Source organism: Nonomuraea sp. NPDC049158 (assembly GCF_040648335.1).
In the GTDB taxonomy this organism is placed as follows: Bacteria; Actinomycetota; Actinomycetes; order Streptosporangiales; family Streptosporangiaceae; genus Nonomuraea.
In genome coordinates, this window is record NZ_JBEZDM010000003.1 from 148,998 (window position 1) to 173,507 (window position 24,510).

22 protein-coding genes are annotated in these 24,510 nt (G+C 69.6%); 8 read left to right on the top strand and 14 right to left on the bottom strand.

Annotated features, from left to right (window positions below; all coding sequences use genetic code 11):
- Window positions 1–83: 83 nt before the first annotated feature.
- Window positions 84–3,182, bottom strand: coding sequence for a BTAD domain-containing putative transcriptional regulator (locus tag AB0B61_RS08420; protein WP_358429618.1), 3,099 nt, complete (start codon window positions 3,180–3,182; stop codon window positions 84–86).
- An 87-nt stretch (window positions 3,183–3,269) separates the two neighbouring features.
- Window positions 3,270–3,530 (bottom strand): hypothetical protein, encoded by a 261-nt coding sequence (locus AB0B61_RS08425; RefSeq protein WP_358429620.1) that lies wholly within the window; start codon window positions 3,528–3,530, stop codon window positions 3,270–3,272.
- A 763-nt stretch (window positions 3,531–4,293) separates the two neighbouring features.
- Here AB0B61_RS08425 and AB0B61_RS08430 point away from each other — a divergent pair.
- Window positions 4,294–5,325 (top strand): hypothetical protein, encoded by a 1,032-nt coding sequence (locus AB0B61_RS08430; protein WP_358429622.1) that lies wholly within the window; start codon window positions 4,294–4,296, stop codon window positions 5,323–5,325.
- 215 nt (window positions 5,326–5,540) lie between these two features.
- Here AB0B61_RS08430 and AB0B61_RS08435 read toward each other — a convergent pair whose 3' ends face one another.
- Complete coding sequence (locus tag AB0B61_RS08435; protein ID WP_358429624.1) at window positions 5,541–5,969, bottom strand: MarR family transcriptional regulator; 429 nt, start codon at window positions 5,967–5,969, stop codon at window positions 5,541–5,543.
- A gap of 55 nt (window positions 5,970–6,024) precedes the next feature.
- Here AB0B61_RS08435 and AB0B61_RS08440 point away from each other — a divergent pair, with 55 nt between their 5' ends.
- Complete coding sequence (locus AB0B61_RS08440; RefSeq protein WP_358429626.1) at window positions 6,025–6,357, top strand: antibiotic biosynthesis monooxygenase family protein; 333 nt, start codon at window positions 6,025–6,027, stop codon at window positions 6,355–6,357.
- Window positions 6,358–6,388: 31 nt separating this feature from the next.
- Here AB0B61_RS08440 and AB0B61_RS08445 read toward each other — a convergent pair whose 3' ends face one another.
- The 3 genes from AB0B61_RS08445 to AB0B61_RS08455 form a co-directional block, all read right to left on the bottom strand.
- Window positions 6,389–7,246, bottom strand: coding sequence for a GNAT family N-acetyltransferase (locus tag AB0B61_RS08445; protein WP_358429628.1), 858 nt, complete (start codon window positions 7,244–7,246; stop codon window positions 6,389–6,391).
- 231 nt (window positions 7,247–7,477) lie between these two features.
- On the bottom strand, window positions 7,478–8,059 hold the full coding sequence (locus AB0B61_RS08450; RefSeq protein ID WP_358429630.1) for a dihydrofolate reductase family protein: 582 nt from the start codon (window positions 8,057–8,059) through the stop codon (window positions 7,478–7,480).
- Window positions 8,060–8,384: 325 nt separating this feature from the next.
- Window positions 8,385–8,933, bottom strand: coding sequence for a CGNR zinc finger domain-containing protein (locus tag AB0B61_RS08455; RefSeq protein WP_358429632.1), 549 nt, complete (start codon window positions 8,931–8,933; stop codon window positions 8,385–8,387).
- A 92-nt stretch (window positions 8,934–9,025) separates the two neighbouring features.
- Between AB0B61_RS08455 and AB0B61_RS08460 the strand changes: the two genes are divergently transcribed.
- Window positions 9,026–9,922: a DMT family transporter gene (locus AB0B61_RS08460; protein WP_358429634.1), complete on the top strand. Its 897-nt coding sequence runs from the start codon at window positions 9,026–9,028 to the stop codon at window positions 9,920–9,922.
- On the opposite strand, the gene AB0B61_RS08465 is transcribed toward AB0B61_RS08460, so the two are convergent.
- The 5 genes from AB0B61_RS08465 to AB0B61_RS08485 are packed head-to-tail and all read right to left on the bottom strand — an operon-like array spanning window position 9,862 to window position 13,241.
- A complete protein-coding gene (locus AB0B61_RS08465) occupies window positions 9,862–10,251 on the bottom strand; it encodes a transcriptional repressor (RefSeq protein WP_358430423.1) in 390 nt (129 codons plus the stop codon). The genes AB0B61_RS08460 and AB0B61_RS08465 overlap by 61 nt on opposite strands.
- A gap of 2 nt (window positions 10,252–10,253) precedes the next feature.
- Window positions 10,254–11,126: a metal ABC transporter permease gene (locus tag AB0B61_RS08470; protein WP_358429636.1), complete on the bottom strand. Its 873-nt coding sequence runs from the start codon at window positions 11,124–11,126 to the stop codon at window positions 10,254–10,256.
- Window positions 11,123–11,908, bottom strand: coding sequence for a metal ABC transporter ATP-binding protein (locus AB0B61_RS08475; RefSeq protein WP_358429638.1), 786 nt, complete (start codon window positions 11,906–11,908; stop codon window positions 11,123–11,125). Before AB0B61_RS08475 ends, AB0B61_RS08470 begins: the two co-directional genes overlap by 4 nt.
- Window positions 11,909–11,939: 31 nt before the next feature.
- On the bottom strand, window positions 11,940–12,830 hold the full coding sequence (locus tag AB0B61_RS08480; RefSeq protein ID WP_358430426.1) for a metal ABC transporter substrate-binding protein: 891 nt from the start codon (window positions 12,828–12,830) through the stop codon (window positions 11,940–11,942).
- A gap of 48 nt (window positions 12,831–12,878) precedes the next feature.
- A complete protein-coding gene (locus AB0B61_RS08485; protein ID WP_358429640.1) occupies window positions 12,879–13,241 on the bottom strand; it encodes a DUF6703 family protein in 363 nt (120 codons plus the stop codon).
- Between the two features lie 131 nt (window positions 13,242–13,372).
- Between AB0B61_RS08485 and AB0B61_RS08490 the strand changes: the two genes are divergently transcribed.
- Together AB0B61_RS08490 and AB0B61_RS08495 are read left to right on the top strand one after the other, a co-directional pair.
- A complete protein-coding gene (locus tag AB0B61_RS08490; protein WP_214638288.1) occupies window positions 13,373–13,660 on the top strand; it encodes an antibiotic biosynthesis monooxygenase family protein in 288 nt (95 codons plus the stop codon).
- A 94-nt stretch (window positions 13,661–13,754) separates the two neighbouring features.
- Window positions 13,755–15,140 carry a glycine--tRNA ligase gene (locus AB0B61_RS08495; protein WP_358429642.1) on the top strand — a complete coding sequence of 462 codons (1,386 nt, stop codon included), beginning with the start codon at window positions 13,755–13,757 and terminating at the stop codon, window positions 15,138–15,140.
- A 180-nt stretch (window positions 15,141–15,320) separates the two neighbouring features.
- Here the strand turns inward: AB0B61_RS08495 and AB0B61_RS08500 are convergent, their stop codons facing one another.
- Window positions 15,321–16,646, bottom strand: a complete 1,326-nt coding sequence (locus tag AB0B61_RS08500; protein ID WP_358429644.1) for a cytochrome b N-terminal domain-containing protein — start codon at window positions 16,644–16,646, stop codon at window positions 15,321–15,323.
- 230 nt (window positions 16,647–16,876) lie between these two features.
- Between AB0B61_RS08500 and ppdK the strand changes: the two genes are divergently transcribed.
- Window positions 16,877–19,510: a pyruvate, phosphate dikinase gene (gene ppdK / locus AB0B61_RS08505; RefSeq protein WP_358429646.1), complete on the top strand. Its 2,634-nt coding sequence runs from the start codon at window positions 16,877–16,879 to the stop codon at window positions 19,508–19,510.
- Window positions 19,511–19,563: 53 nt separating this feature from the next.
- On the opposite strand, the gene AB0B61_RS08510 is transcribed toward ppdK, so the two are convergent.
- Window positions 19,564–21,063 (bottom strand): M48 family metallopeptidase, encoded by a 1,500-nt coding sequence (locus AB0B61_RS08510; RefSeq protein ID WP_358429648.1) that lies wholly within the window; start codon window positions 21,061–21,063, stop codon window positions 19,564–19,566.
- A gap of 82 nt (window positions 21,064–21,145) precedes the next feature.
- On the opposite strand from AB0B61_RS08510, the gene AB0B61_RS08515 reads away from it, so the two are divergent.
- Both AB0B61_RS08515 and AB0B61_RS08520 read left to right on the top strand, forming a co-directional pair.
- Window positions 21,146–22,366: a deoxyguanosinetriphosphate triphosphohydrolase gene (locus AB0B61_RS08515; protein ID WP_358429650.1), complete on the top strand. Its 1,221-nt coding sequence runs from the start codon at window positions 21,146–21,148 to the stop codon at window positions 22,364–22,366.
- A gap of 25 nt (window positions 22,367–22,391) precedes the next feature.
- Window positions 22,392–23,552: an FAD-dependent oxidoreductase gene (locus AB0B61_RS08520; protein WP_358429652.1), complete on the top strand. Its 1,161-nt coding sequence runs from the start codon at window positions 22,392–22,394 to the stop codon at window positions 23,550–23,552.
- On the opposite strand, the gene AB0B61_RS08525 is transcribed toward AB0B61_RS08520, so the two are convergent.
- A complete protein-coding gene (locus AB0B61_RS08525) occupies window positions 23,536–24,426 on the bottom strand; it encodes a peptidoglycan DD-metalloendopeptidase family protein (RefSeq protein WP_358429654.1) in 891 nt (296 codons plus the stop codon). The two genes, AB0B61_RS08520 and AB0B61_RS08525, sit on opposite strands and share 17 nt — an antisense overlap.
- Window positions 24,427–24,510: the final 84 nt, after the last annotated feature.

The following is a 24,510-nucleotide window of genomic DNA, read 5'->3' on the forward strand; positions in this document are numbered from 1 at the left end:
GCGGGGCGCGCTGACACCCTGGAGACAACCGGCTGACAGTATGCCCCGTCAGCCGTCGAGGACTGACAGCGCCTTGTCGCCCCTCAGCCGCCGATGAGGGTGGACAGCGCCTTGTCGCCGCTCAGCGCGGCGCCCTTGGCGAAGTGGGCGGCGAACACGTCCGCGCCCAGCCGCTCGGTCGCCGCCGCGGCGACCATGGTGACGTCCCGATCACCCGCGACGGTCGTGCCGCGCAGCGCCACCCCCACGCCCAGCAGGTACGCCGCCCGCTCAGCCGCCCCGTCGAGCAGCGCCAGCCCCGCGTGGCCCTCGGCGATCTCGGCCGCGTCCGTCGGCACCACCGTGCGCGCCAGTTCCAGCGCCTCCCCGTGTCTGCGCCTGGCCTCAGTGAGATCTCCCTCGGCCGCGGCCAGCCGGCCGAGCGCGGTATAGGCGAATGGCCTCATGCCCTCGGTCGCGTACGAGCCGGGAACGGCGGCGTCCAGTACGGCGGTGTAGCGGGCCCGCGCCTCATCGTGCCGGCCCGAGAATCGCGCGAGGTCGCCCCACGCCATGTTCAGCAACGGCAGCCCGCGCGACGTGCCCGTCCGGCGGGCCAGCTCGGTGGCGCGTTCGAGATCGGCGCGGGCCCCGTCCAGGTCGCCTTCCCGCATCAGCCCCGCCGCCCTGCGGCACAGCACGTCCACCAGCTCGTCCGCCGCGCCGAGCTGGCCGTTCAGGTCCATGGCCTGGCCCCAGAGCCGCCTGGCGGCCGCCCAGTCGCCGCGCCGGCTCGCGATCATCGCCAGCCATTCGAAGCTCTGCGCCATCCCCCAGCGCTCGCCGACGGCGCGGAAGCGGGTCAGCGTCTCCTCCAGCTGCCGCTCACCCTCGGCCACCTGGCCGATGTGCAGGTGGATCAGCCCCTCTCCCAGCATGGACACGGCCCGGCTCCACGGGTCGGAGCCGAGCAGCCGCCCGCGGTGCCGGGTGGTCACCGTGTCGGCCGGGCCCGCCGTCATGCCCCACAGCACGGCCAGGAACGGGTGCCGCAGCTCGCCGTCCAGCGTCGTCATCATGATGTCAGCGGCCCGCGCCCACCACTCGGGGGACACTTCCGGTACGGCCTGCAGCACGCACATGACGTACTCCTCCTCCAGCCCCGCGACCGGCTCGCCACCCATCAGATGCAGCAGCCGCATCGCGGACGAGGCGATCTGTTCGCGCCGCCCGCTCAGCCACGAGTACACCGACAGGGCCGCGACCAGCCGCGACGCCGTCTCCGGATCGTCCTCGACGGTGTGCCGGAGCGCGGCCCGCAAGTTGTCGTACTCGGCGGAGAGCCGGGCCAGCCAGTCGAGCTGTTCGGCCCGCCGCAGCCACGGGTCGGCCCGCCGGGCCAGATCGAGGAACCAGGCGGCGTGCGCGTCGCGGGTGCGCCGCTGCTCTCCCGCCTCGGCCAGCCGCTCGGCGCAGAACAGGCGGATCGTGTCCAGCATCCTGTAGCGCCCGCCGTCGGCCTCGATGAGCGACTTGTCGACCAGGTCGGCCAGCACGTCGCCGTCACCGCAGACGGCCTCGGCCGCCTCCAGCGAAGCTCCCCCCGCGAACACCGAGAACTGCCTGGCCACCTCCTGCTCCTCCGGGGTGAGCAGGCTCCAGCTCCACTCGACCACCGCGTGGAGGGTGCGGTGCCTGGCCGCCGCCGTACGGTCGCCGCGCGAGAGCAGCTTGAAGCGGCCGTGCTCGTTCAGCCGGTCGGCGATCTCCGCCGGAGTGAACGTACGCAGCCGCGCCGCCGCCAGTTCGATGGCCAGCGGCAGGCCGTCCAGCGTGGCGCAGATCCCGGCGCAGACCTCCATGACCTCCGGGCCGGCCGCGAACCCGGGCCGCACGGCGGCGGCCCGCTCGGCGAACAGCCGTACGGCAGGGTAGGAGAGGACGTCGGCGGGATCGGTGCCCGGCGGCGGCACGGCGAGCGGCGCGAGGGGGACCAGCATCTCGCCGGTGAGCCCGAGCGGCTCCCGGCTGGTCGCCATGATCGCGACGCCGGGACAGGCGTCCAGCAGCCGCCGGACCAGCTCGGCGGCGGCGGCCACCACGTGCTCGCAGTTGTCGAGCACGAGCAGCGACGGCTGGTCGGCGAGGGCGGCGACGAGGCGCTCGACCGGCTCGGGACGGTCCAGCGTGGGCACCTGCAACCCGGCCTCACGCAGCCCGAGCGCGCCCAGCACGGCCGGGGCCACCTGAAGCCCGTCGTCGACCGACGACAGATCGGCGAACCCCGCCTGCCGGCCCGGACCCGCCCGGTGGACGGCCTCGACGGCGAGCCGCGTCTTGCCCGTACCCCCAGGGCCGACGATGGTGATCAGCCGGGCGTCGCCGAGCGCGGCGATCCTGGCCAGCTCCTCCTCCCGGCCGATGAGCGGGTTGAGCGGGACGGGCACCCGCCGCCTGGAAGCCTGCTCCCGCCGCTCCTCGCCACGCAGGATCGCCAGATGCAGCGCCGCCAGCTCCGGAGCCGGATCGGCCCCCAGCTCATCGGCCAGCAACCGCCGTACCTCGTCGTAGACCGCCAACGCGGCGGCCTGCTGCCCGGAGGCGTGCAGCGCCCGCATGAGCTGACCGCGCGGCCGCTCGCGCAGCGGATGGGCCGCCACCAGCTCACGCAGCTCGGCGATCGAGGTCCCGCCGGGCAGGGCCAGCTCGGCCTCCGCCAGATCCTCCCTGGCCGTGAGCCGCGCCTCCTCCAGCCGGGCAGCCTGCGGCGCGGCGAACGGCGCGTCGGCCACATCAGCCAGCGCGGGCCCCCGCCACAGGGCCAGCGCCTCCCTCAGTACTCGGGCGGCCGGCTCGTGCTGCCCCGCGGCCAGCAGCCGCCGCCCATCCCGGGCCAGCCGCTCGAACCGGTGCGCGTCGATGTCCTCCGGCTCCACCGCCAGCCGGTAACCGGCGCCATGAAACTCCACCAGCCCCGCCGGCAGATTCCGCCGCAGCCGGGAAACGTGGGCCTGGATGGCGTTGGCCGCCCCGGCGGGCGGGTCGTCGCCGTACTGACCGTCGATGAGCCGCTCCACGCTGACCAGCCGCCCGGGGTCGAGCAGCAGCAACACGAGCAGCGCCCGAGGACGCGGCCCACCCACGGCGACCGCCTCACCGGCGGCCGTCCGCACCTCAAGCGACCCAAGGATCCCGAACTGCACGGCACCGATTCTGTCCCATTCGCCGGACATGTTCTCGCGAAGATCCACATCGCGGCCCTCATGGGCGTCGGCCCCGCCGAAGTTCCCTCACGATTGCCAGGCATGGCGGAAGCCCAGCCGGGCCAGCGTCAGCCGGAACTTGATCGTGCCCAGAGACGCCTCCAGCAGCCTGGCCTCGTCGAGCCCGTCGACATCGCGCAGCTGCCGGTCGTCGAAACCCTTGACGCGGTAGTCGTGGCGTGCTCGTGCGGGGCTCGGTGGCGTCCCTGCGAGGCGCCGGAGCTGTTGGTGCTGCGCCTCGATGCACGGCTTGGTTCGGTATGGAGCCCAGGCCCGGAACCGCGTCAACAGGCTGGTTAGCCGAAGCTTCGCTGGCGGGGCGGGCGAAGCCTTACGAGGCCTCGCCCGCCCACACGTCCCGTGGGTATCCACGTGGCTTGCTGCTACCCAAGCCAGTCTCTCCCCCTCGAGAGAGGGATACCCGATTTAACCTACGATCGCCCGGTCCGCGGACTCTCGTTGGGTTTAGCCGCCTAGGTCGGTTTTGGCCTGCGGCGGCTGTGCACCAGAGTACGGGGTGTTTTAGTTAAAAAGTGTTCTTTCGAGACGAACGTTGTCTAAATTTAACAGGACTCGGCAGCCCCTCACAACTTCTGTTCTCCCAGCTCAGAGCGCTTTGGAGCGCGGCATTGGTCTGATCCAAAGTTTAAAGCGGTTGAGTGCAACCGTTTGGAGTAGCGCAGGGGGTTGTAACGGTGGTCACGGCTGTGCCTTAAGTCCGCCATGCTTGGGATTGCACTCGCTTCGCTCCCCACGGGACTGCTACCCCGTTCGGGCGCTTGAGCGAAGCGAGTGGCTTTTGCCCGGTCCTTCGAATCCGACTCACGTCTGGAGAACGAACGATGGAGTTTAAGTTCTCAATCACTCATACGCATCCCCGCGCGAGGCAGATCAAGGAGATCAGGGAGGAGACGTCTTTCTGCCGGTGCAGGCATCGACTGCGGGCCGTCCTGGTCATTGCCGGGGCGGTCGTGTTGGCCCGCACAGGGCACCTGCCGCCTGTCGACGAGCTGCTCGGGGCGTTCGCCTAAGCGCCGGGTCGATCACGCCGATGCCTATCCCCATCTTCGGCCGGAAGCCGAAAAGCAACCCCGAGGCGTTCCTCGACTCCACCTATCCGGATAGCCCGCCCGACGTCAAGCTGCACGCACTGCTGTGCTGTGTGGCCAAGTCCGGGGGTGGGCTGCTGGACGGTGACTTCACCGCCGTGGCAAACCGCTGCAAGCTCTCCCGCGACCTAGTACAGCAGGTCATGACGGGCAACATCTTGAATGGCGATCCGCAATGGTGGGCCCTCGAAGCCCTGCTGAAGGCCTTCAACGCCTCTGCTGAGGAAATCAAAGTCGCAATGCGCCTATACAACCAGCTCGGCAGAGCGACGGGCACTGTCGTCGAGCGAAGGCTTGACAGGGAGAAGCTCCGCGACCAGGCGCTCCCCCTGGAGCCCCAATCCCCAAGTACCTCCAACCCTGTCCCTCCCTCGTCCCCGAGATCGCCTGACAGCGACGTACGACCCATAGAGGAGGCGTCGACCGGTTTCACCAGTTCGCCGCCCAAGATGGATATGTCGTGGGATTTTTCCATGCCGCCCTCGATGGACATCCCCATGTCCTTCGACGAGTGGCCCGGGTGTGCAGCACCACTACCTCTCGACTTGCCGCTCACCCCGTCCTCCACAGCCTCCGAGGCCCCCATCTCGGAGGTTCCGGTGGTGGCCACGGCCGCCAGTACGACCGTTGACGAGGTACAAGATCAGGAGCCGGAGGATCGCGACCTCGCCACCAACCAGGACGACAACAGCGAAGCCGACTTCGTCGAGCGGTTGAGTGAATATCGGATTCTCAAGGGCGAGCCGCCCTTTCGTGACATGGAAAGGGCACTGAAGGAGCGAAAGGACGTGAACGTGGAGCCGGTCACATACGGGACCTTCAGCAACATGCTCAGGAAGAACGCGCTGCCCACTGTGAGATCGCTCAAGGCCTTCGCTGCGGCCCTTGGCGACACCCAAGAGGAGATCGACGAATGGGTCAGGCAGCGCAACCTGATCCGAGCGGCGACGATCAGGAGGCGTACGACGGCATAAAGGACACTGTTCTCTCCTCCGGCCCTGGGCCTTCGGACCACACGGTCTGAAGGCCCAGGGCCCGGATGCTCATGCCGTTCACTGTCGTCCCCGGCCGCGGCTACGGTCGCGACGACGGCCTTGGCGGTAAGCGGTGGGCGGAGGCGCTCACCACTGATGCGAGGGCCTGTACGACTACGCAGGACGGTTTGCGCCTTACCGGTGTCGGTGGCGTGTCAGGTCAGGTTTTGCGCGCAGGCGGTGAGTAGGGAGGCCAGCTGTTCCACGTCGCCGGGCGGAAGGTCGGTGATCATGCGTTCCTCCACGTCGAGCACAACGCTGTGGGCCTGGTCGAGCAGGGATTGGCCCGCATCGGTGATGGTGACCGGCAGGGCCCGGCCTGAGGTCGGCTGCGTGGCGACGGAGACCAGTCCGGCCCGGGTGAGCCCGGCGAGCACGTCCCGCAGGGACTGCCGGGTGACAAAGGTACGTCGGGCCAGTTCGGCGGCCGGGGCACCGGGCGCGTCGGCCAGTGCCCGCAGCACCGCGTACTGGGACATGGACAGGCCAATCTCCCGCAGGCGCTCCTCACACGCACCACGAAATGCCTGGCTCACCTGCTTGACCAGATAGCCGACGCGCTGGCGGACATCCATTTGACTCATGACAGGAACCTTACACATAATCCTCCTTGTAAGGAACCTGACATGAGGAGAAGCCGTGCCCGCGACCACCACCATCACCGTCGACGCCCCGGTGGCGACCCTGATCAATGTCTTCACCGTCCAGGCCGACCGTCAGCGCGAGCTCGTCGAGCTGCTGGCCACCGCCACCGAGGAGGTCATGCAGCACCTGCCCGGATTTGTCGCCGCCAACATCCACGCCAGCGACGACGGCACCAGGGTGGTCAACTACGCCCAGTGGGAGAGCGCGGACGCCTTCCAGGCCATGCTCACCACCCCGGCCGCTCAGGTGCACATGCGCCAGGCCGCCGCCCTGGCGGACGGTTTCGACCCGCACCTGTACGCCGTCGCCTCAGTGCACCACCACTGAGCACGTCACCTCCAAGAGGGCAGCGATCCCACTACAGGGTGAGTTGGAGTGTCACCTTTTGATGGGTCGGCATGTAGCCGAGCGCGTCATTGACGGCGCGCATCGGGCGGTTGCTGTCGGTCGTGTCGGTCAACAGGCCATCGAGGTACGGGCAGCGCTCCCGGGCCTGCCGGATGGCCTCGGCCTTCATCCAGCGAGCCAGGCCGTGCCCGCGATGTTCAAGCAGCACGCCGGTGCTGTAATGCTGGGCATCGCCCTTGCCGTCCCCTGGGACGACCAATTCGGTGAAGCCGACGACGGAACCATCCGACTCGGTGACGGCAGCCACGGTGTGGATCAGCTCGCCTCGGCTCTCGATCGTCCGCACCGCCTGCCGTACGCGGTCGACGTCCCAATGCACGGTGCCGTAGTCGGTGTCGTCCATCGGCATGTCGTCCATGGCGCGGTGGGCCACGGCGAACGTCGCGGCCAGTTCGCCGGGCACCATCCCATCCCACGCGACCAGCCGGTACCCGAGATGCGGGCTGCTGACGATCTCCCGAAGGCCGGCGAGGTCGGCCCGCGCGAGCGGCAGTCGCGTGTAGGTCAGGGTCAGCACTTTGCGGAAACCGTGTACCGACAGGAAGGACTCTCCCGGCGAGCCAGGCTCTGCCTCCGCGATGACGGAGCGCCGGCCCTCGTCGCGGGCCGCGGCCAGCGCGGCCGTCAGCAAGAGAGAACCGACGCCGGCACGCTGTTCGGCCGGGTGGACGTGGAGATCGAGCTCGGCCAGATGATCCTGACCTGCCCTGGTGAACAGGCGAAGAAAAGCCGACCCGACGGGAAACGCCGGTGGATCGGGCGGCCAGCCAGGCGAGGCGTCGGCTGGAAGAAGTGAGCTGGGAGTCAAGCAGAGGGATGATGCGAATCGACACGATGTCTCCGGCTTGCGGGGAGGTGGGTGATAGCAGAGCTGCGGCCTTGCCGCTGAACGGTCCTGCGCATCTGCTGCACACCTCCTGCAAGTACGGCCTCGACATCCGACGCGATCGGCAAACTCTAGCGGGCGTGATCATCGCGCGGCAGATCGGCTCACGTCGACCGATCGTGCTACCGCCGGCTTCGCCGCGACTCCGTCGGCTCAGCTGGTCGTGGCGTAGCGCAGCAGGACGTTGTCGGAGCCGTCGAGGCCGCGGACCTCCGCGACGGTGAGCCCTTCGACCGGCTGAGTAAAGATCGGCGTCCCCTCGCCGAGCGCCTTCGCCCCGACGATCAGGCGCAGCTCGTCGACGAGCCCGGCGCGGAGCAGGGCGTTCCAGGTGATCCGGCTGCCGAAGGTGACGATGTCGCCGCTGGTGCGTTGCTTGAGCGCCTTCACCCACCCCTCGGCGTCGGCACGCTTGACCACGGTCGTCTGGCCCGCCCACGGCGCGATCTCCTCGTCCGTGAGCGAGTCGGAGACGACGCTGACCTCGATCCGCTTGTAGATCGCGCCGAACTGCTGGTGCACCGTGGGCGCCTCGGGATTGTCAGCTTGGACCGGCCAGAACCCCATGAACATCCGGTACGAGTCGGCGCCGAGCAGCAGCGAGCTGGCGGCCTGGATCCGCTCCAGGTTGTAGGCGTCGAACGCGGCGTCCATCGGCAGCACGAGCGGGTTGCCGTCCGCCGCCGCGTAGAAGCCGTCAAGAGACATGATGTTGCAGACAACGAGCTTGGCCATGTCAGGCACTCCGTTTCCTCCGTAGATCAGCCTGTGGAGTCCACCATGTCCGGGGGGCGCGTCGGCCGACAGATGCAAATGTCACCAGACCCACGATGTCTTTCGCCAGAACCGACCGAGGTCACGCCTGTTGCGGGAACCAGCAACACCCCTGTTGGTGTGGACGCCCGCCGGGTTGCGCATCGTGGGCGACGACCCGCGGCTGGCGGGCTCACGTCGCAAGTCGGTTCACGTCCGGGGGAGCGGGGGCCGGCAGGCCACCGCCCGGGGTTCGGGGCGGAGCCCCGATCAGCACAGCCCGAGCGTCAGCGAGGACCACGCTTGGTCAGGCCCGCCGCCGAGCCCGATAGGCGGCCACGTGCATGCGGTTTCCACACGTACGGCTGTCGCAATACACCCGGGATCGGTTGCGGGACTCGTCCACGAACACCCGGTCGCAATCAGGTGCCGAACACGTGCGCAGCCGCTCCCACTCCCCTTCCACCAGCAGGTGCGCCAGCGCCACCCCGCAGTCCGCCGCCAGGTGCTCGGAAAGCGTCGCGTCCGGGGCGAAGTAGTGCATGTGCAGCGGATGCCCGTCGTGCTCCGTCAGCCGAGGCGTGATGCGGGTCCCCGACAGGAGCGTGTTGAGCAGTCGTACGGCCGTCGGCTGGTCCGGGGCGGTGAAGACGCGGTGGAAGGCCTCCCGCACCAGCCGCACCTGCCCCAGGTCGCGGGCCGTGAGCGCGCCGATGCCGCTGACCTCTCGCGACTCGACGAAGGCGTGCAGGTCGGCCGGTTCGGCCAGGCCGTCGTCTCCGCCGGTCGACGGGGACGTGTTGACCAGCTCTACAACCGTGGCCAGCGAATGCACCATGTCATGGCCAAACGGCATGTTGACTCCTGTCGACGACCGGCTCTAGCGTGGTCGCAGCGTATCTCGCTCCAAGGGCCCCGGGGGTTTCTGTGGGTGCACATCGTCGTATCGTGCTGATCGCGATCGCGGGTGCGCTGATCATCTCCACCTCCGCGCCGCTGGTCCGGTTGTCGGGGGTCTCGCCGGCGACCTCGGCGTTCTTCCGGTGCGCGTACGCGCTGCCGCCGATGCTGGTGCTGGCCTGGCTCGAACGGCGGAGGCTGGGGCCCCTCCCGGCCCGCAGTCGCAATCTGGCGTGGCTGGCGGGCGTGCTGTTCGCGTTCGACCTGTTGTTCTGGCACCACGCTATCAAGTACGTGGGCGCGGGGCTGGCGACCGTACTGGGCAATCTGCAGGTCTTCATCGTGGCCTTCGCGGCGTGGGCGTTGTTCCGTGAGCGGCCGTCGAACCGTCTGATGCTGGCCACCCCGGTGGTGTTCGCCGGGGTGGTGCTGATCTCCGGGGTGTTCGACAGCGCGGCCTATGGGGCGAACCCGGTGCTCGGGGTCGTGACGGGCGTGGCCACCTCGATCTCGTACGCGGCGTTCCTGCTGGTGTTGAAGGGCGGCTCGGGGCGTACGGTCGGGCCGTTGACGCACGCCACCGCCGTGGCCACGGTCGCGATGGCCGCGCTGAGCCCGGTGTTCGGGGGCGCCGACTTCGTCCCGAGCTGGCCGGCGCACGGCTGGGTGCTGCTGCTCGCGCTCGGGCCGCAGGTGGTCGGCTGGTCGCTGATCGCGTACTCGCTGCCCAGGCAGCCCGCCGCGCTCACCGCCCTGCTCCTGCTCGTCCAGCCGATGACGACGGTGGCGCTGTCGGCCGTGCTGCTCGGTGAGCACCCGTCGCCGCTCCAGCTCGCCGGGTGCGGGGTGATCGTGTTGGGCGTCCTGTACGGCTCGCGGCGCGCTCAGCCCGCCCGCACCGTGGCCGAGCAGCCGGAGCAGGTGCCGAACACCTCGACCGTGTGAGTGATCTCGGTGAAGCCGTGCTCGGAGCCGACCGTCTCCGCCCAGCGTTCGACGGTGGGGCCGGCCACTTCGACGGTCCGGCCGCAGCGGCGGCACACCAGGTGGTGATGGTGGTCGCCGCTGGCGCAGGCGCGGTAGACGGACTCGCCGTCGTCGGTGCGCAGCACGTCGACGAGACCGCCGTCGGCCAGCGCCTGGAGCGCCCGGTAGACCGTGGTCAGGCCGATCTTGGCGCCGTGGGCGCGCATCTCGGCGTAGACGTCCTGGGCGCTGCGGAAGCCCTCACTCTGGCGGAGGGTGTCGTGCACGGCGTCACGTCTGGTGGACATCATCACGTGACCTCCTCGACGCGCATGCGGGATCGCTCGCTCACTGTGGACTCCTGGGGTCTGCCTCGCCGTACGAACTTACCGACACCGAGGGCCAGGACGAAGCCGCAGAGGGCAAGAAGCACGATCGCGGCGCCCGGCGGCACCCTGGCGGACAGTGTAGAGGCGAGCAGCCCGCCCACCGCCGCGACGACGCCGAACAGCATGGCCAGCGTCATCGTCGAGCGGAACCCCCTGGTCAGCTGCTGACCGGTCGCCACCGGGATCACCATCAGCGCGCTGACCAGCAGCAATCCGACCACGCGCATGGCGATGACGACGGTCAGCGCGGCCGTGACGGCGATCAGCAGGCTGAGGAAGCGCACCGGCAGGCCGCTGGCCTTGGCCATCTCCTCGTCCTGGCAGAGCACGAACAGCTCCCTGCCGAAGATCACCACCACCGCGATCACCGCGACGGCTAGCGCGCCGATGACCCAGATGTCCTCGGTGGTGACGCTGGCGATGGCGCCGAACAGGTAGGAGTTCAGCTTGGCGTTGCTGCCACCCGGCGCGATGCCCATGAGCATGACGCCCCCCGCGATGCCGCCATAGAACAGCAGCGCCAGCGCCACGTCGCCACTGGTGCGCCCGCGCGCCCTGACCAGCTCGATGGCCACGGCGCCGATGACGGCCACGGCCACGGCGGTGAGCACGGGCGCCTGGCCCGTCAGGAAGCCCAGCGCGACACCGGTCAGCGCCACATGCCCGATGCCGTCACCGAGCAGCGCGAGCCTGCGTTGGACGATGAACGTGCCGACGGCGGGCGCGCAGAGCCCCACCAGCAGCGCCGCGATCAGCGCCAGCTGGAAGAACTGCGTGCCCAACAACTCGATCATGGCTCTCCCCGCCATCCGGAAAGCGGTCCCGCGGTCGTCTCGGCGGCATGCGGGTGCACGTGCTCGTGTCCCGGCCGCGCGCAGTCGCCCTCGGGCCGTGGTGGTCTGCCGTCGTGCGCGATCCGGCCCTCCCGGACCACCACGCCGCGGGTGATGAGCGGCTCGAGCGGGCCGAGCTCGTGGGCGACGAGCACGATGGTCTTGCCGTTCAGCACCAGCGTGGCCAGCGTATCGGCGAGCAACTGCTGAGTGTCGGCATCGACACCCGCGGTGGGCTCGTCCATGACGTAGGTGTCGGGTTCGCCGGCCAGCGCGCGGGCGATGAGCACCCGCTGCTGCTGGCCGCCGGACAGCGACTGCACCGGGTCGCCCGCCCGGTCCGCCAGCCCGACTGCCTCGAGGGCGCTCGCCGCCGCCGCCTTGTCCGCGGGGCTGGTCCGGCGCAGCCGGCTCTGCCTGGCGACGCGCCCGGAGGTCACGACCTCGCGGACCGTGGCGGGCACCCCGCCGCCGACGGCCAGGCGCTGCGGTACGTAGCCGATGCGCCACCACTCGCGGAACTTCGCCGGCGGTGAGCCGTACAGCAGGGTCTGGCCGCCCGAGAGCGGAGTGAGGCCCAGCAGGGCGCGCACCAGCGTGGACTTGCCGGAGCCGTTGGCGCCCATGAGGGCCACGACCTCGCCGGGGCAGACCGTGAGGTCGATGCCGCGCAGGATGTCGCGCCGGTCCAGGCTCACCCGGCCGCCGGTCATGGCGAAAGCGGTCTCGCCTGTGCCGCTCATCTCGTACACCCGCTCATCCCCAATGCGCCCGTCATGCCGTACACCCCAATGCGGTCTGCAAGGTCTTCAGGTTGTCGCGCATTCCCGACAGGTAGTCGCCCGACGGCTTGCTCTCCAGCGGGTCGAGCACCGCCGTCCGCGCGCCGACCTCCTTGGCGAGCACCTCGGAGACCTTGGGGCTGACCAGGGCCTCGGTGAAGATCGTGGTCACCTTCTCGTCCTTGGCCAGCTTGGCGACCTCGGCGATGCGGGCGGGGGAGGGCTCGGTCTCCGGGTCCAGCGTGACGCCGATCTGCTTGAGGTGATAGCGGTCGGCCAGGTAGCCGAACGCCTCATGGGCGGTGATCAGCGTCTTGGTCGCGCAGGTGGTCAGGCCCTTGGCGTACTCCTGGTCGAGGGTCCCCAGGGCGCCCGCAGTCTTGACCGCGCGGTCCCGGTAGCCCTGGGCGTGCGCGGGGTCGGCGGCGGCCAGTCGCTCGCCGAGCTTGGCGGCGACGGTGGCCAGGCGGGACGGGTCCAGCCAGAGGTGGGGGTCGTAGCCGATGTCGTGGCCCTCGGCGTGCTCGCCGGCGGGCAGCGTCTTGACGGCGGTCGCGGCGTCGAAGCTCTTGTCCTCGGCGACCGCGTCGTCCACGGCGGGCTGGACGCCCTTGATGTAGACGGTCAGGGTCGCGTCTTCGAGCTGGGCCACCTGGTGCGCGCCCAGCTCCAGGTCGTGCGGTTCGACGCCGGGGGCGGTCAGGACCGACACGCTCACGTCGGGGCCGCCGACCTGCTCGGTGAGCCACTGGAGCGGGTAGAAGGCGGCGATCACAGCGGGTTTGTCGGACGCCGCAGTCTCCGCGGCGCCGGAGTTGGAGCACGCGGCGGCCGCCAGGGCGGTCGCGAGGATGGCAGCACCGATTCGGGGCGTTCGGGACATCACGCCCCCGATTATGGGGAAAATGAAAATGATTGTCAAAATCTCCGGCTAAAACACTCCGAAGCGGTCGGCCGCGAGGACCAGCAGGAAGGCCAGCATCACGACTCGCAGCAGCCGCCCGCCGAGCCCCAGCGACGGCCAGGACAGGTACGCCAGCCAGCCCACGAACCCCAGCGCCGGCAGCACCGCCACGCCGCCCAGCCAGTTGTCCACGGCGAACCCGGTCAGCAGCAGCACCACCAGCACGGCGGGCGCCGCCCACTTGGGCACCTGCGTGAACAGGAACGTCATCGGGGTCGCGCTGCGCTCCTCGACGGCCTTGCGCAGGCCGGTCGCGCCGGGGGTGAAGAACTGCTCGCCGGCGGGAAGCGGCCGCCGGGCATTCCCGCGGCGCTTGTCGTTGGTGGCCACGGCCCGAGCCTAGCCCCGTCCCCATCCGGCGGCAGGTAGGGCGGCCAAGCGCTCGAATCGGACACCGGGTGCGGGCAGGTCAGGGGCTGGAATCGCCCAGCGGTACGTAATCGTCTGACATCCTGGTGTGCGTGCTCGCCGTCATCCGTTACACCGTCCCAGAGTCCCAGTCCCAAGACTTCGTCAAGCAAGGCCATGTCATCCTCCAGACGCTGGCCGACCAGCCCGGATTCCTGCGCGGCCGGTTGGCCCGCTCGGTCGATGAGCCCAACCTGTGGGCGCTGGTCAGTGAGTGGGAGGGCGCCGGGTTCTACCGCAGGGCCCTGTCCGCGGCGCGGATGGCGATGTATCCCCTGATGATCCTCATGGTCAACGAACCAAGCGCGTTCGAGGACGTCTATCTTCAAGACGGTGAGTAGAAATACTCGCGCGCGAGGGCTCGTGAGCGTCCCCTAAGCTGGGAGCTCACCCATTCCCTTCGCCGACCTCCAGTTGGAAAGAGACGCAACCAAAATGGCACGACGCACAGACGTCATGGACACGATCGTCAGCCTCGCCAAACGCCGCGGGCTCGTTTACCCGTCGAGCGAGATCTACGGCGGACTGCGCGCGTCGTGGGACTACGGTCCCCTGGGCGTCGAGCTGAAGAACAACGTCAAGCGGCAGTGGTGGCTGTCGATGGTCCAGTCGCGCGACGACGTGGTGGGCCTCGACTCCTGCGTCATCCTGGCCCGCGAGGTCTGGCAGGCCAGCGGTCACGTGGAGACCTTCACCGACCCGCTGACCGAGTGCCAGTCGTGCCACAAGCGCTACCGCGCCGACCACCTCCTCGAGGCGTACGAGGAGAAGAACGGCAGGGCGCCCGAGAACGGCCTGGCCGACATCACCTGCCCCAACTGCGGCAACAAGGGCGCCTTCACCGACCCGAGGCAGTTCAGCGGCCTGCTCAAGACCTACCTCGGCCCGGTCGAGGACGAGTCGGGTCTGGCCTACCTGCGCCCGGAGACCGCGCAGGGCATCTTCATCAACTACCTCAACGTGCAGCAGTCGGCGCGCAAGAAGATCCCGTTCGGCATCGGCCAGGTCGGCAAGTCCTTCCGCAACGAGATCACGCCGGGCAACTTCATCTTCCGCACCCGCGAGTTCGAGCAGATGGAGATGGAGTTCTTCGTCAAGCCGGGCAGCGACGAGGAGTGGCACCAATACTGGATCGACGAGCGCTTCCGCTGGTACTCCGATCTGGGCATCAACAAGGACAACCTCCGGCTCTACGAGCACCCCAAGGAGAAGCTGTCCCACTACAGCAAGCGCACGGTCGACGTCGAATACCGCTTCAACTTCGCCGGCGGTGAGTGGGGCGAGCTCGAGGGCATCGCCAACCGCACCGACTTCGACCTGACCGCCCACTCCAAGGCGTCGGGCGTCGACCTGAGCTTCTTCGAGCAGGACACGGGCGAGCGTTACGTGCCCTACGTCATCGAGCCGGCGGCGGGTGTCGACCGGGCCACGCTGACGTTCCTGCTGGACGCCTACAGCGAGGACGAGGCGCCCAACGCCAAGGGGGTCATGGAGAAGCGCACGGTGATGCGGCTCGACCACCGGCTCGCCCCGGTCAAGGCCGCGGTGCTGCCGCTGTCGCGCAACGCCGACCTGTCGCCGAAGGCCCGCGACCTGGCCGCGCAGCTGCGCCGGCGGTGGAACGTCGAGTTCGACGACGCGGGCGCGATCGGCCGCCGCTACCGGCGCCAGGACGAGATCGGCACGCCGTTCTGCATCACGGTCGACTTCGACACGCTCGAGGACCACGCGGTCACGATCCGCGAGCGCGACTCGATGGCTCAGCAGCGCATCTCCCTCGACGCCGTAGACTCCTACCTCCGCCAGCACCTGAACGACTAGTTTTCTTTTACGGCCGGCAGTGGCCAGCCCCACCCGCCCTACGTGGCCGGGCCCCGTCCAGGGGCACGCTCCTGCGGTTTACGGGGCTGGCCGCCGTGACGTGCGCATTGTTGACCCCGTTCGCGGTCTTTCCTGGACCGTGGGCGGGGTCAACGTCGTTAGAGCAGGTGGGCAAGGGCATCAGCGGCGGGCGCGGCTTCGGCATGCCGCCAGGGTGATGGCGTACGCGATCGGGGGCAGGACGAAGATCGCGGCGCGCAGGCCGTACACGATCCAGAGGTAGGTCTCGTGCGGTGCCACGAGGAGTGGCATCGGTGCCTTCGGGTCCGGCGGGGTCTCCGAGACCCACGTCCCGGCCCACAGCACCGTGAAGAACGTGATCACCGCCACCCCGAGCGCCGTGCGGACGGGCGCGTGCGAGGGGCGGTCCAGGAGGTTGTGCACGCGGCGGTCCCCGGTGAAGCGGCGCTCCAGGAACGGATAGAAGAGCAGGACCGTGAAGAAGGCGGCCAGGACCAGCATCGGGATCCAGAGGCCGACCTGCAGGACGAAGCCGCCGACGGTGATCTCCCAGGGCGGCGTCAGGCGTAGCGCGCCTTCCAGAACGCCGGAATACCAGAACGGCTGGGCCGAGGGCGGCCAGCCGCCGGGCTGGTACGCCCCGTGCTCCCACACCGGGTTGACCCGGACGAAGGTGGCCAGCAGCGTGATGACGGCCATCGTGAACAGCGTGGTGGCGCCGTTCTTGACGGCGAAGTACGGGAAGAACGGGCCGCCCGTGACCCGCGTCTCGTCCGACGCCGGGGTGCGGTGCTCGGTGTGCTTCTGCCGCCAGGTCAGGACGATCCCGTGCAGCGGCACGAGCGCCAGCAGGATGCCCGGCACCAGCAGCACGTGCGTCACGAAGACGCGCGGGATGACCTGGCCGGGGAAGCCGCCGTCGAAGACGAACGCCGACAGGTGGCCGCCGATGAGCGGGATCGACAGCAGCAGGCCCTGAGCCTCCCGCAGGCCGGTCATGGCGAGCTGGTCGGCGGGCAGTGAGACGCCCAGGAACGACTCGAACAGCACCAGCCCGAACAGCAGCACGCCGGTCATCCAGCTCAGCTCCCGCGGCTTGCGGAAGGCGGCGGTGAAGAAGACGCGGAACAGGTGGGCCACGATCGACAGCACGAAGATCGTCGCCGCCCAGTGGTGCATCTGGCGCACCAGCAGGCCGCCCCTGATGTCCAGGCTGAGCTCGCGTACCGAGGCGAAGGCCACGTCGGGGTTGGGCTTGTAGAAGAAGACCAGGAACGTGCCCGTCAGCACGAGCAGGACGAACGAGTACAGGGCGAACTCGCCGAGCAGGAACGACCAGTGGCTCGGGAAGAGCTTGCGCAGGTTCGGGCCGAGCCAGCCGGCCAGGCCGAGGCGCTCGTCCAGGTAGCGCGCGGAGCCCTGCGCGGCCTTGGCCGATCCGGCGACCAGGCGGGCCGAACGCTGGGGCTTGGTAGGAGTGGCCATCGGGCGCCTCCTGCTAGGGGGTGCTCCTGATTGTGAACCTTACCTCTGGATCTTTCAAGAATTGGTTTATACCAATTGGTATAAACCAATTCTTGGTCAAACAGAACATAAATTGGATTAGACCGGTGATAGGCCTTTCACCAGCTGAAACGTTGACTTAACCGATGAGTGCAGTTTCATCATGATTATCGCCGGTAGAGTCCGAACCAGAGGCGTTGATTGGAGCTGTGGTGGCCAAGTACGTTTACGACTTCACCGAGGGCAACAAGGATCTCAAGGATCTTCTCGGCGGCAAGGGAGCAAACCTCGCCGAAATGACCAATCTCGGGCTGCCCGTCCCTCCCGGGTTCACGATCACCTCCGAGGCATGCCGCCACTATCTGGCCGAGGGCGCGGTCCCCGACGGCTTGGAGCGGGAGGTGGCCGAGCACCTGACCGCGATGGAGAAGCGGATGGGCAAGACGCTCGGCCAGGCCGACGACCCGCTGCTCGTCAGCGTCCGCTCCGGCGCGAAGTTCTCGATGCCCGGCATGATGGAGACCGTCCTCAACATCGGGCTGAACGACGAGTCCGTGCACGGCCTGGCCAAGCAGGCCGGCGGCAACGACCGCTTCGCCTGGGACTCCTACCGCAGGCTCATCCAGATGTTCGGCAAGACCGTGCTCGACATCGACGGCGAGCTGTTCGAGCACGCGCTCGAATCGCTGAAGGGCGACCGGCAGGACACCGACCTCGGGGCGGCCGAGCTGCAGGGCCTGGTCGAGACGTTCAAGGGCATCGTGCGCGACGAGACGGGCAAGGACTTCCCCGCCGACCCCCGCGAGCAGATGCGCCTGGCCGTCATGGCCGTCTTCGACTCCTGGAACGCCCCGCGCGCCATCCTCTACCGCCGCCAGGAACGCATCCCCGCCGACCTCGGCACCGCGGTCAACATCGTGGCCATGGTCTTCGGCAACGTCGGCAACGACTCGGGCACCGGCGTAGCCTTCACCCGCGACCCCGGCTCCGGCCAGCAGGGCATCTACGGCGACTACCTGCAGAACGCCCAGGGCGAGGACGTCGTCGCCGGCATCCGCAACACGATCCCGCTCCAGGAGCTGGAGCGCCTCGACAAGAGCTCGTACGACGAGCTCCTGCGGATCATGGAGACGCTGGAGAACCACTACCGCGACCTGTGCGACATCGAGTTCACGATCGAGCGCGGCAAGCTCTGGATGCTGCAGACCAGGGTCGGCAAGCGCACCGCGGCCGCCGCGTTCTGCATCGCCACCCAGCTTGTCGACCAGGGCCTCATCACACTCGACGAGGCCGTCACGCGGGTGACGGGCGACCAGCTGGCCCAGCTGATGTTCCCGCGCTTCGACTCCGGCACCGAGAAGAAGAAGATCGCCAAGGGCATGAACGCCTCGCCGGGCGCCGCCGTCGGCAAGGTCGTGTTCTCCTCCGCGCGCGCCGTCGAGCTGGCCGGCCAGGGCGAGGACGTCATCCTGGTGCGCCGCGAGACCAACCCGGACGACCTGTCCGGGATGATCGCCGCGCGCGGCATCCTGACCAGCCGCGGCGGCAAGACCTCACACGCCGCCGTGGTCGCCCGCGGCATGGGCAAGACCTGCGTCTGCGGCGCCGAGGAGCTGGAGGTGTCGATCGGCGAGCGCAGGTTCACCGCGCCGGGCGACATCGTGGTGAACGAGGGCGACCTCATCTCCATCGACGGCACGACCGGCGAGGTCTTCCTCGGCGAGGTGCCCGTGGTGGACTCGGCCGTGGTCGAGTACTTCGAGGGCAGGGAGCCCGACGACGACCTGGTCCGGGCCGTGGACCGGATCATGCGGCGGGCCGACGAGGTGCGCCGGCTGGGCGTGCGGGCCAACGCCGACACCCCGGACGACGCGGCCAGGGCGCGCCGCTTCGGCGGTGAGGGGATCGGGCTGTGCCGTACGGAGCACATGTTCCTGGGCGAGCGCCGGCAGCTCGTCGAGGACCTGGTGCTGGCCTCGGGCGAGGAGGAGCGCCAGGCGGCGCTGGACGCGCTGGAGCCCCTCCAGAAAGCCGACTTCGTCGGGATATTTCAGGCTATGGAGGGTCAGCCGGTCACGGTCCGGCTCATCGACCCGCCGTTGCATGAGTTCCTGCCGGACCTCACCGACCTGTCGGTCAAGGTGGCCACCGGGGACGGCAATGACAAGGACCGCAAGCTGCTGGGCGCCGTCAAGCGGCTGCACGAGCAGAACCCCATGCTCGGGCTGCGCGGTGTGCGGCTCGGCCTGGTCATCCCCGGCCTGTTCGCCATGCAGGTACGCGCCATCGCCCAGGCGGCCAAGGAGGTGCCGGGAGCCAAGCCGGAGATCATGATCCCGCTCGTGTCCGCCGTACAGGAGCTGGAGGCCGTCCGCGAGGAGGCCGCCGGGATCCTCGCGGACCTCGGCGTCGAGGCCCTGATCGGCACCATGATCGAGACGCCCAGGGCGGCGCTCACCGCGGGCCAGGTGGCCGAGGCGGCCCAGTTCTTCTCCTTCGGCACCAACGACCTGACCCAGATGACCTGGGGCTTCTCGCGTGACGACGTCGAGGCGGCGTTCTTCTCCCGCTACCTGGAGCTCGGCATGTTCGGGGTGTCCCCGTTCGAGACCCTCGACCGTGACGGCGTCGGCCGCCTGGTCACGATCGCCGTCGAGGAGGGCCGCGCGGCCCGCCCGGACCTCAAGCTCGGCATCTGCGGCGAGCACGGGGGCGATCCCGACTCGGTGCACTTCTGCCACCAGGCCGGGCTCGACTACGTCTCCTGCTCGCCGTTCCGCATCCCGGTCGCCCGCCTGGAGGCCGGTCGCGCGGCCTTCGCCGAATGCGACTCCGACACCCGGTAAACAGCCGACACCCGGCAAAACAGCCGACGGCCGGTGAACAGCCCCGGCGCCCGCTAGACGGTCGCCTCCGCCTGCTCCAGCGTGGCAGGCACGTAGTCGTGACGCATGCCCAGGTCGCCCAGCCACTTCCGCAGCCCCGGAACGGCGGACGGATTGGCCGCGACCTGGGCCGCGTACTCCGACAGCGCCACCTCCTCGCCGTCGTCGAACAGCAGCCGCGCCGGGCCCGCCCACGACAGCGTCCACCGGGCCTGGCCGTGCTGGATCAGCACCGCCTCCAGCGCCTGCCCGAGCACCCCGGCCAGCAGCGTCTCCGACGGGTTCCAGCCCAGCTCGCGCAGCTTCTCCTCCAGCTCGGGCCGCCGCCCCCTGGCGATCACCTCGAAGGCCGCGTCGAGGTAGGGCCGGGTGGCGCCCAGCACCCGCTGCCCGGCCAGCGCCAGGTCGTTGAGCGCCTCGGCGTTGCGGGCCGCGTACATGCCCTGGGACACCAGCTCCTCCCATGACACCGCCCGCAGCGATGTGAGCGCCTCCGGCGTCCACATCGACTGCTCGACCGCCTGCACCGCCACGTTGGCGTCACGCAGCAGCGTGAGGGCCGAGCGCGGGTCGGGCACGTGCTCCGGCTCGGGCAGCAGCTCGATCGCGGCCAGCCGCTCGGCCAGGCTCGGGTGGGAGTCGTAGCGGGAGGTCTCCCGCGGCTCCTCGCCGAGCTTGGCCACCTCGGCCTGCCGGGCCGGGTCGCTCATCAGCGCGTGGAACCCGCCGAACACCGCCGCGGGCCGGTTGCCGCCCGCCCCGGTCATCGACAGGTAGCCCTCGGCGTAGATCTTCCAGGCGGTCGCCGTGCTGTGGATCTTGCGGAGCGCCTCCGACATCGCCTGGCGGCCGCCGATGGCCACCGCGAACCGGTCGGCCTCCAGCTCCTGCCCGCGCGACACGCTCTGGGAGAGGAGCATGTAGAGCTTGGCGTAGTACATGAACAGCCGCTGGACGTACGGGTTGCCGGCCAGCCCCTCGACGGTCGCGATCAGCCCCTCCCGGCCCCGGTAGACCGGCGCGCCCAGGCGGGTGTGGGCGCCGCTGTAGTGGCCCAGCTCGTGGCCGAGCACCGCGCGCATCTCGTCGACCGTGAGGGTCTGCAGCAGCGGCAGCCCGATGTACATGCGCCGCCTGGTGGCCTTCATGCCGAGGAAGCGGGTGTCCTCCGCCACGGCCGCGTTGACCTCGGGCACCAGGCGGATCTCGTCGGGCGGTGCCGTACGGACGCGCTGGGACAGGTCGTCGACCACCTGCCAGAGTGCGGGCTCGTGCTCGCGGGCGACCAGCACGCCCGGCTGCCCGCCGTCCTTGCGGCGGCTGGCCATGATCAGGGCGCGCACGAGCGCGGCTCCCGCCAGGGTCAGGACGACCGCGTACTTGAGGCCGTTGACGTGGAAGTCGACCAGCAGCAGCACATCGAAGAAGACGGCCGCGACCAGCACGAGGCCGACCAGCACGTAGAAACCGGCAAGCAGGGCGAAGGCCAGCAGGGCCCGGAACGCTGTGGTCATGGAGGAGGGGCTCCCGGGGAATGGGGTTCTCGCGAGGGTTGACACTAGCGGAGACCGGAAACTGGATAAAATCACAGCTCTTATGGCCCATTACGACGAGCACGACCAGGCGCGGTGGGTGCCGGAACCTCCCGGCAACCCGGAGCGCAGCGCGTTCGAACGCGACCGCGCCAGGGTCCTGCACAGCTCCGCGCTGCGCAGGCTGGCCGCGAAGACGCAGGTCGTGGGGCCCGGCGAGACCCTGGGCGGCGGCCAGCACATCCCGCGCACCCGGCTCACCCACTCCCTCGAATGCGCCCAGGTCGGCCGGGAGATGGGCGCGACGCTCGGCGTCGACCCCGACCTGGTGGAGACCGCCTGCCTGGCGCACGACCTGGGCCATCCGCCCTTCGGCCACAACGGTGAGGTGGCGCTCAACCAGCTGTCCACCTCGTGCGGCGGCTTCGAGGGCAACGCGCAGAGCCTGCGTCTGCTCACCCGGCTGGAGGCCAAGGTCCTCACCGAGGACGGCCGCAGCGCCGGGCTCAACCTCACCAGGGCCGCGCTCGACGCCTCCATCAAATATCCGTGGACCTGCGACAGATCGCCGAAGTTCGGGGTCTACGACGACGACCTGCCGGTCTTCGAGTGGATCAGGGACGGCGCGCCCGACGGCCAGGTGAGCTTCGAGGCGCAGATCATGGACTGGGCCGACGACGTCGCCTACTCCGTCCATGATCTGGAGGACGCGCTGCACTCCGGCCACGTCACGCCCGAGGCGCTCCTGTCGGCCACCGAGCGCCGCGCGGTCTGCGAGACCGCCCGCACCTGGTACGCGCCCAGCGCCGACCTCGGCGAGCTCGAGGCCGTCTTCGCCGCGCTGATCGCCACCCCGCTCTGGCCGCGCCGCTTCGAGGCCACCTTCGCCGACCTGGCCGGGCTCAAGGCGCTGACGAGCGGCCTCATCGGCCGCTTCTGCCGCTCCGCCCAGACCGCCACCAAGGACGCGTACGCCTCGCGGCACCGCGCGGAGCTCGTCGTGCCCCCGGCCACGCTGCTGGAGTGCGCGCTCCTCAAGGGCGTCACCGCCCACTACGTGATGACCACCGACGACCACCACGCCAACCAGGCCAGGCAGCGCGACCTGATCACCGAGCTGGCCTCTTTGATCACGCTCGGCGCGCCCGCCACTCTGGAGCCCGCCTTCCGGCCCACCTACCTCGGCGCGCCCGACGACGCGGCCCGCGTCCGAGTGGTCATCGACCAGATCGCCTCTCTCACCGACACATCCGCCATCGCTTGGCACAAGCGTCTTTCCCGATGACCCTCGGCGGGCGGATACTGCGCCCATGGCTACATATGTGATCGTCGGCGCGGGACTGGCGGGGGCCAAGGCGGCGCAGACGTTGCGGGAAGAGGGCTCCGACGACGAGATCGTGCTGATCGGCGCGGAGTCCGAACGCCCCTACGAGAGACCGCCCTTGTCGAAGGAGTACCTCCAGGGCAAGGGCGAGCGGGAGAAGATCTTCGTCCACGGTGCCGGCTGGTACGCCGACAACCGCGTGGACCTCAGGACCGGCCTGCGGGTCACGCGCCTCGAGCTCGACCAGCACGCGGTCCGGCTCTCCGACGGCTCGCGCCAGCCGTACCACAAGCTGCTGATCGCGACGGGAGCGAGGCCGCGGCGCCTGCCCGGACCCGCCCTCTACCTGCGCACGGTCGAGGACAGCGAGGCGCTCAAGGCCCGCTTCGCCGACGCCGAACGGGTGATCGTGGTCGGCGCGGGCTGGATCGGGCTGGAGACCGCCGCGGCCGCCCGCAAGGCCGGCTGTGAGGTCACGATCGTCGAACCCGACCCCACGCCGCTGTACCGGCCGCTCGGGCCCGAACTCGGCGAGGTCTTCGCCGGGCTGCACCGGCGCAACGGCGTCGACCTGCGCACCGGCACCGGCGCCGCGGAGATCACCGAGACCGGCGTACGGCTCAGTTCGGGCGAGCGCCTGACCGCCGACCTCGTCATCGTCGGCATCGGCGCGGAGCCCGAGGTCGGGCTGGCCCGGGACGCCGGACTGGAGGTCGGCGGCGGCATCCTCACGGACGCCGCGCTGCGCACCTCGCACCCCGACGTGTTCGCCGCGGGTGACGTCGCCGAGGCCTTCCATCCCCTGTACGGCCGGCGCATCCGCGTCGAGCACTGGGCCAACGCGCTGAACGGCGGCCCCGCCGCGGCCAGGTCCATGCTGGGCCAGGAGGTCTCCTACGACCGCGTGCCGTACTTCTATACCGACCAGTACGACCTGGGCATGGAGTTCTCCGGCGACATCCAGGGCTACGACGAGGTCGTCTACCGGGGCTCGGTGCCCGACCAGGAGTTCGTCGCCTACTGGTTGCGCGAGGGCAAGGTCGTGGCCGGCATGAACGTCAACGTCTGGGACGTCGTCAGCGAGATCCAGCAGCTCATCCGCTCCGGAGCGACCGTGGACCCGAAGGAGCTCACGTCGGATCGATGATGATCACGGTAGGAGTCGGGGTGGCGTGGGTCTTCTTTTTCTTCTTCTTGGGCTCCGTCACCGTCTTCGACGCGCACTGAACGGCGCAGCGCGGCGTCTCGCCCAGCCGGCCGCGCATCTTCAGCGTCTCCTCCTTCGGAGACAGCGTCTTGTTGCCGGACTGCCAGGCGTCGAGGTAGTCCCAGGGGTTCACCATGCCCCGGCGCACCCACCAGTAGGCGGGGCCGGTCTTCCAGGAGATCGCGAAGTACAGGTTGGTGCCGGTGTCGCGGGCGTTGCCGGAGTTGCCGACCCGGCCGAGCATCTGTCCGACCTTCACCCGTACGCCCGGCTTGAGGCCGTCGGCCACGGCGTCGAGATGGCCGCCGAGGTAGCGGACGCCGTCGTCGCCGATGATCGTGACGAAGCGGCCCTCGCGGGCGGCCCCCACGTCGGTGGTGGGCGACCACTTGTTCACGGTGTTGACCTCGTCGACCACGCCGTCCACCGGCGCCACGAACGCGCAGCCCTTGCCCGCCCAGATCACCGTCTTCGGGAGCACGAGCAACTGGCGCTGGTAGGTCGTCCGGCAGCCCTGGACGGGGAAGGCGTAGGTGTACTTCGACAGCTTCGGCGGCGGGATCTTGACCGGGTCCTCACCCTTGGGCGGCGTCTCGGCCGACTGAGGGTCGGCGGTTGGCGTCTGCGAGGGAATGGTGGCGGTGACGGACGGGCTGGCGCTCGCCGTGGGCGTGGCCGGTGACTGCGCGCTGACGCCCGCCACTCCGGTGGCTTGTGGCGAGCAGGCGCTCGCCAGCAGTGCGGCGCCCGCTAAAGCCGCCCAACGTCCGAGATGCCCCGCTCGCATGATCTCCACCCGTGTCGACGTGTCCACCGCAAACATTTACCTTTGTAGCCGACTGGGGAAGTGCTCCCGACAGATTTCCGCCTTTCGCGACGCGACGGTGACATCCTCTTA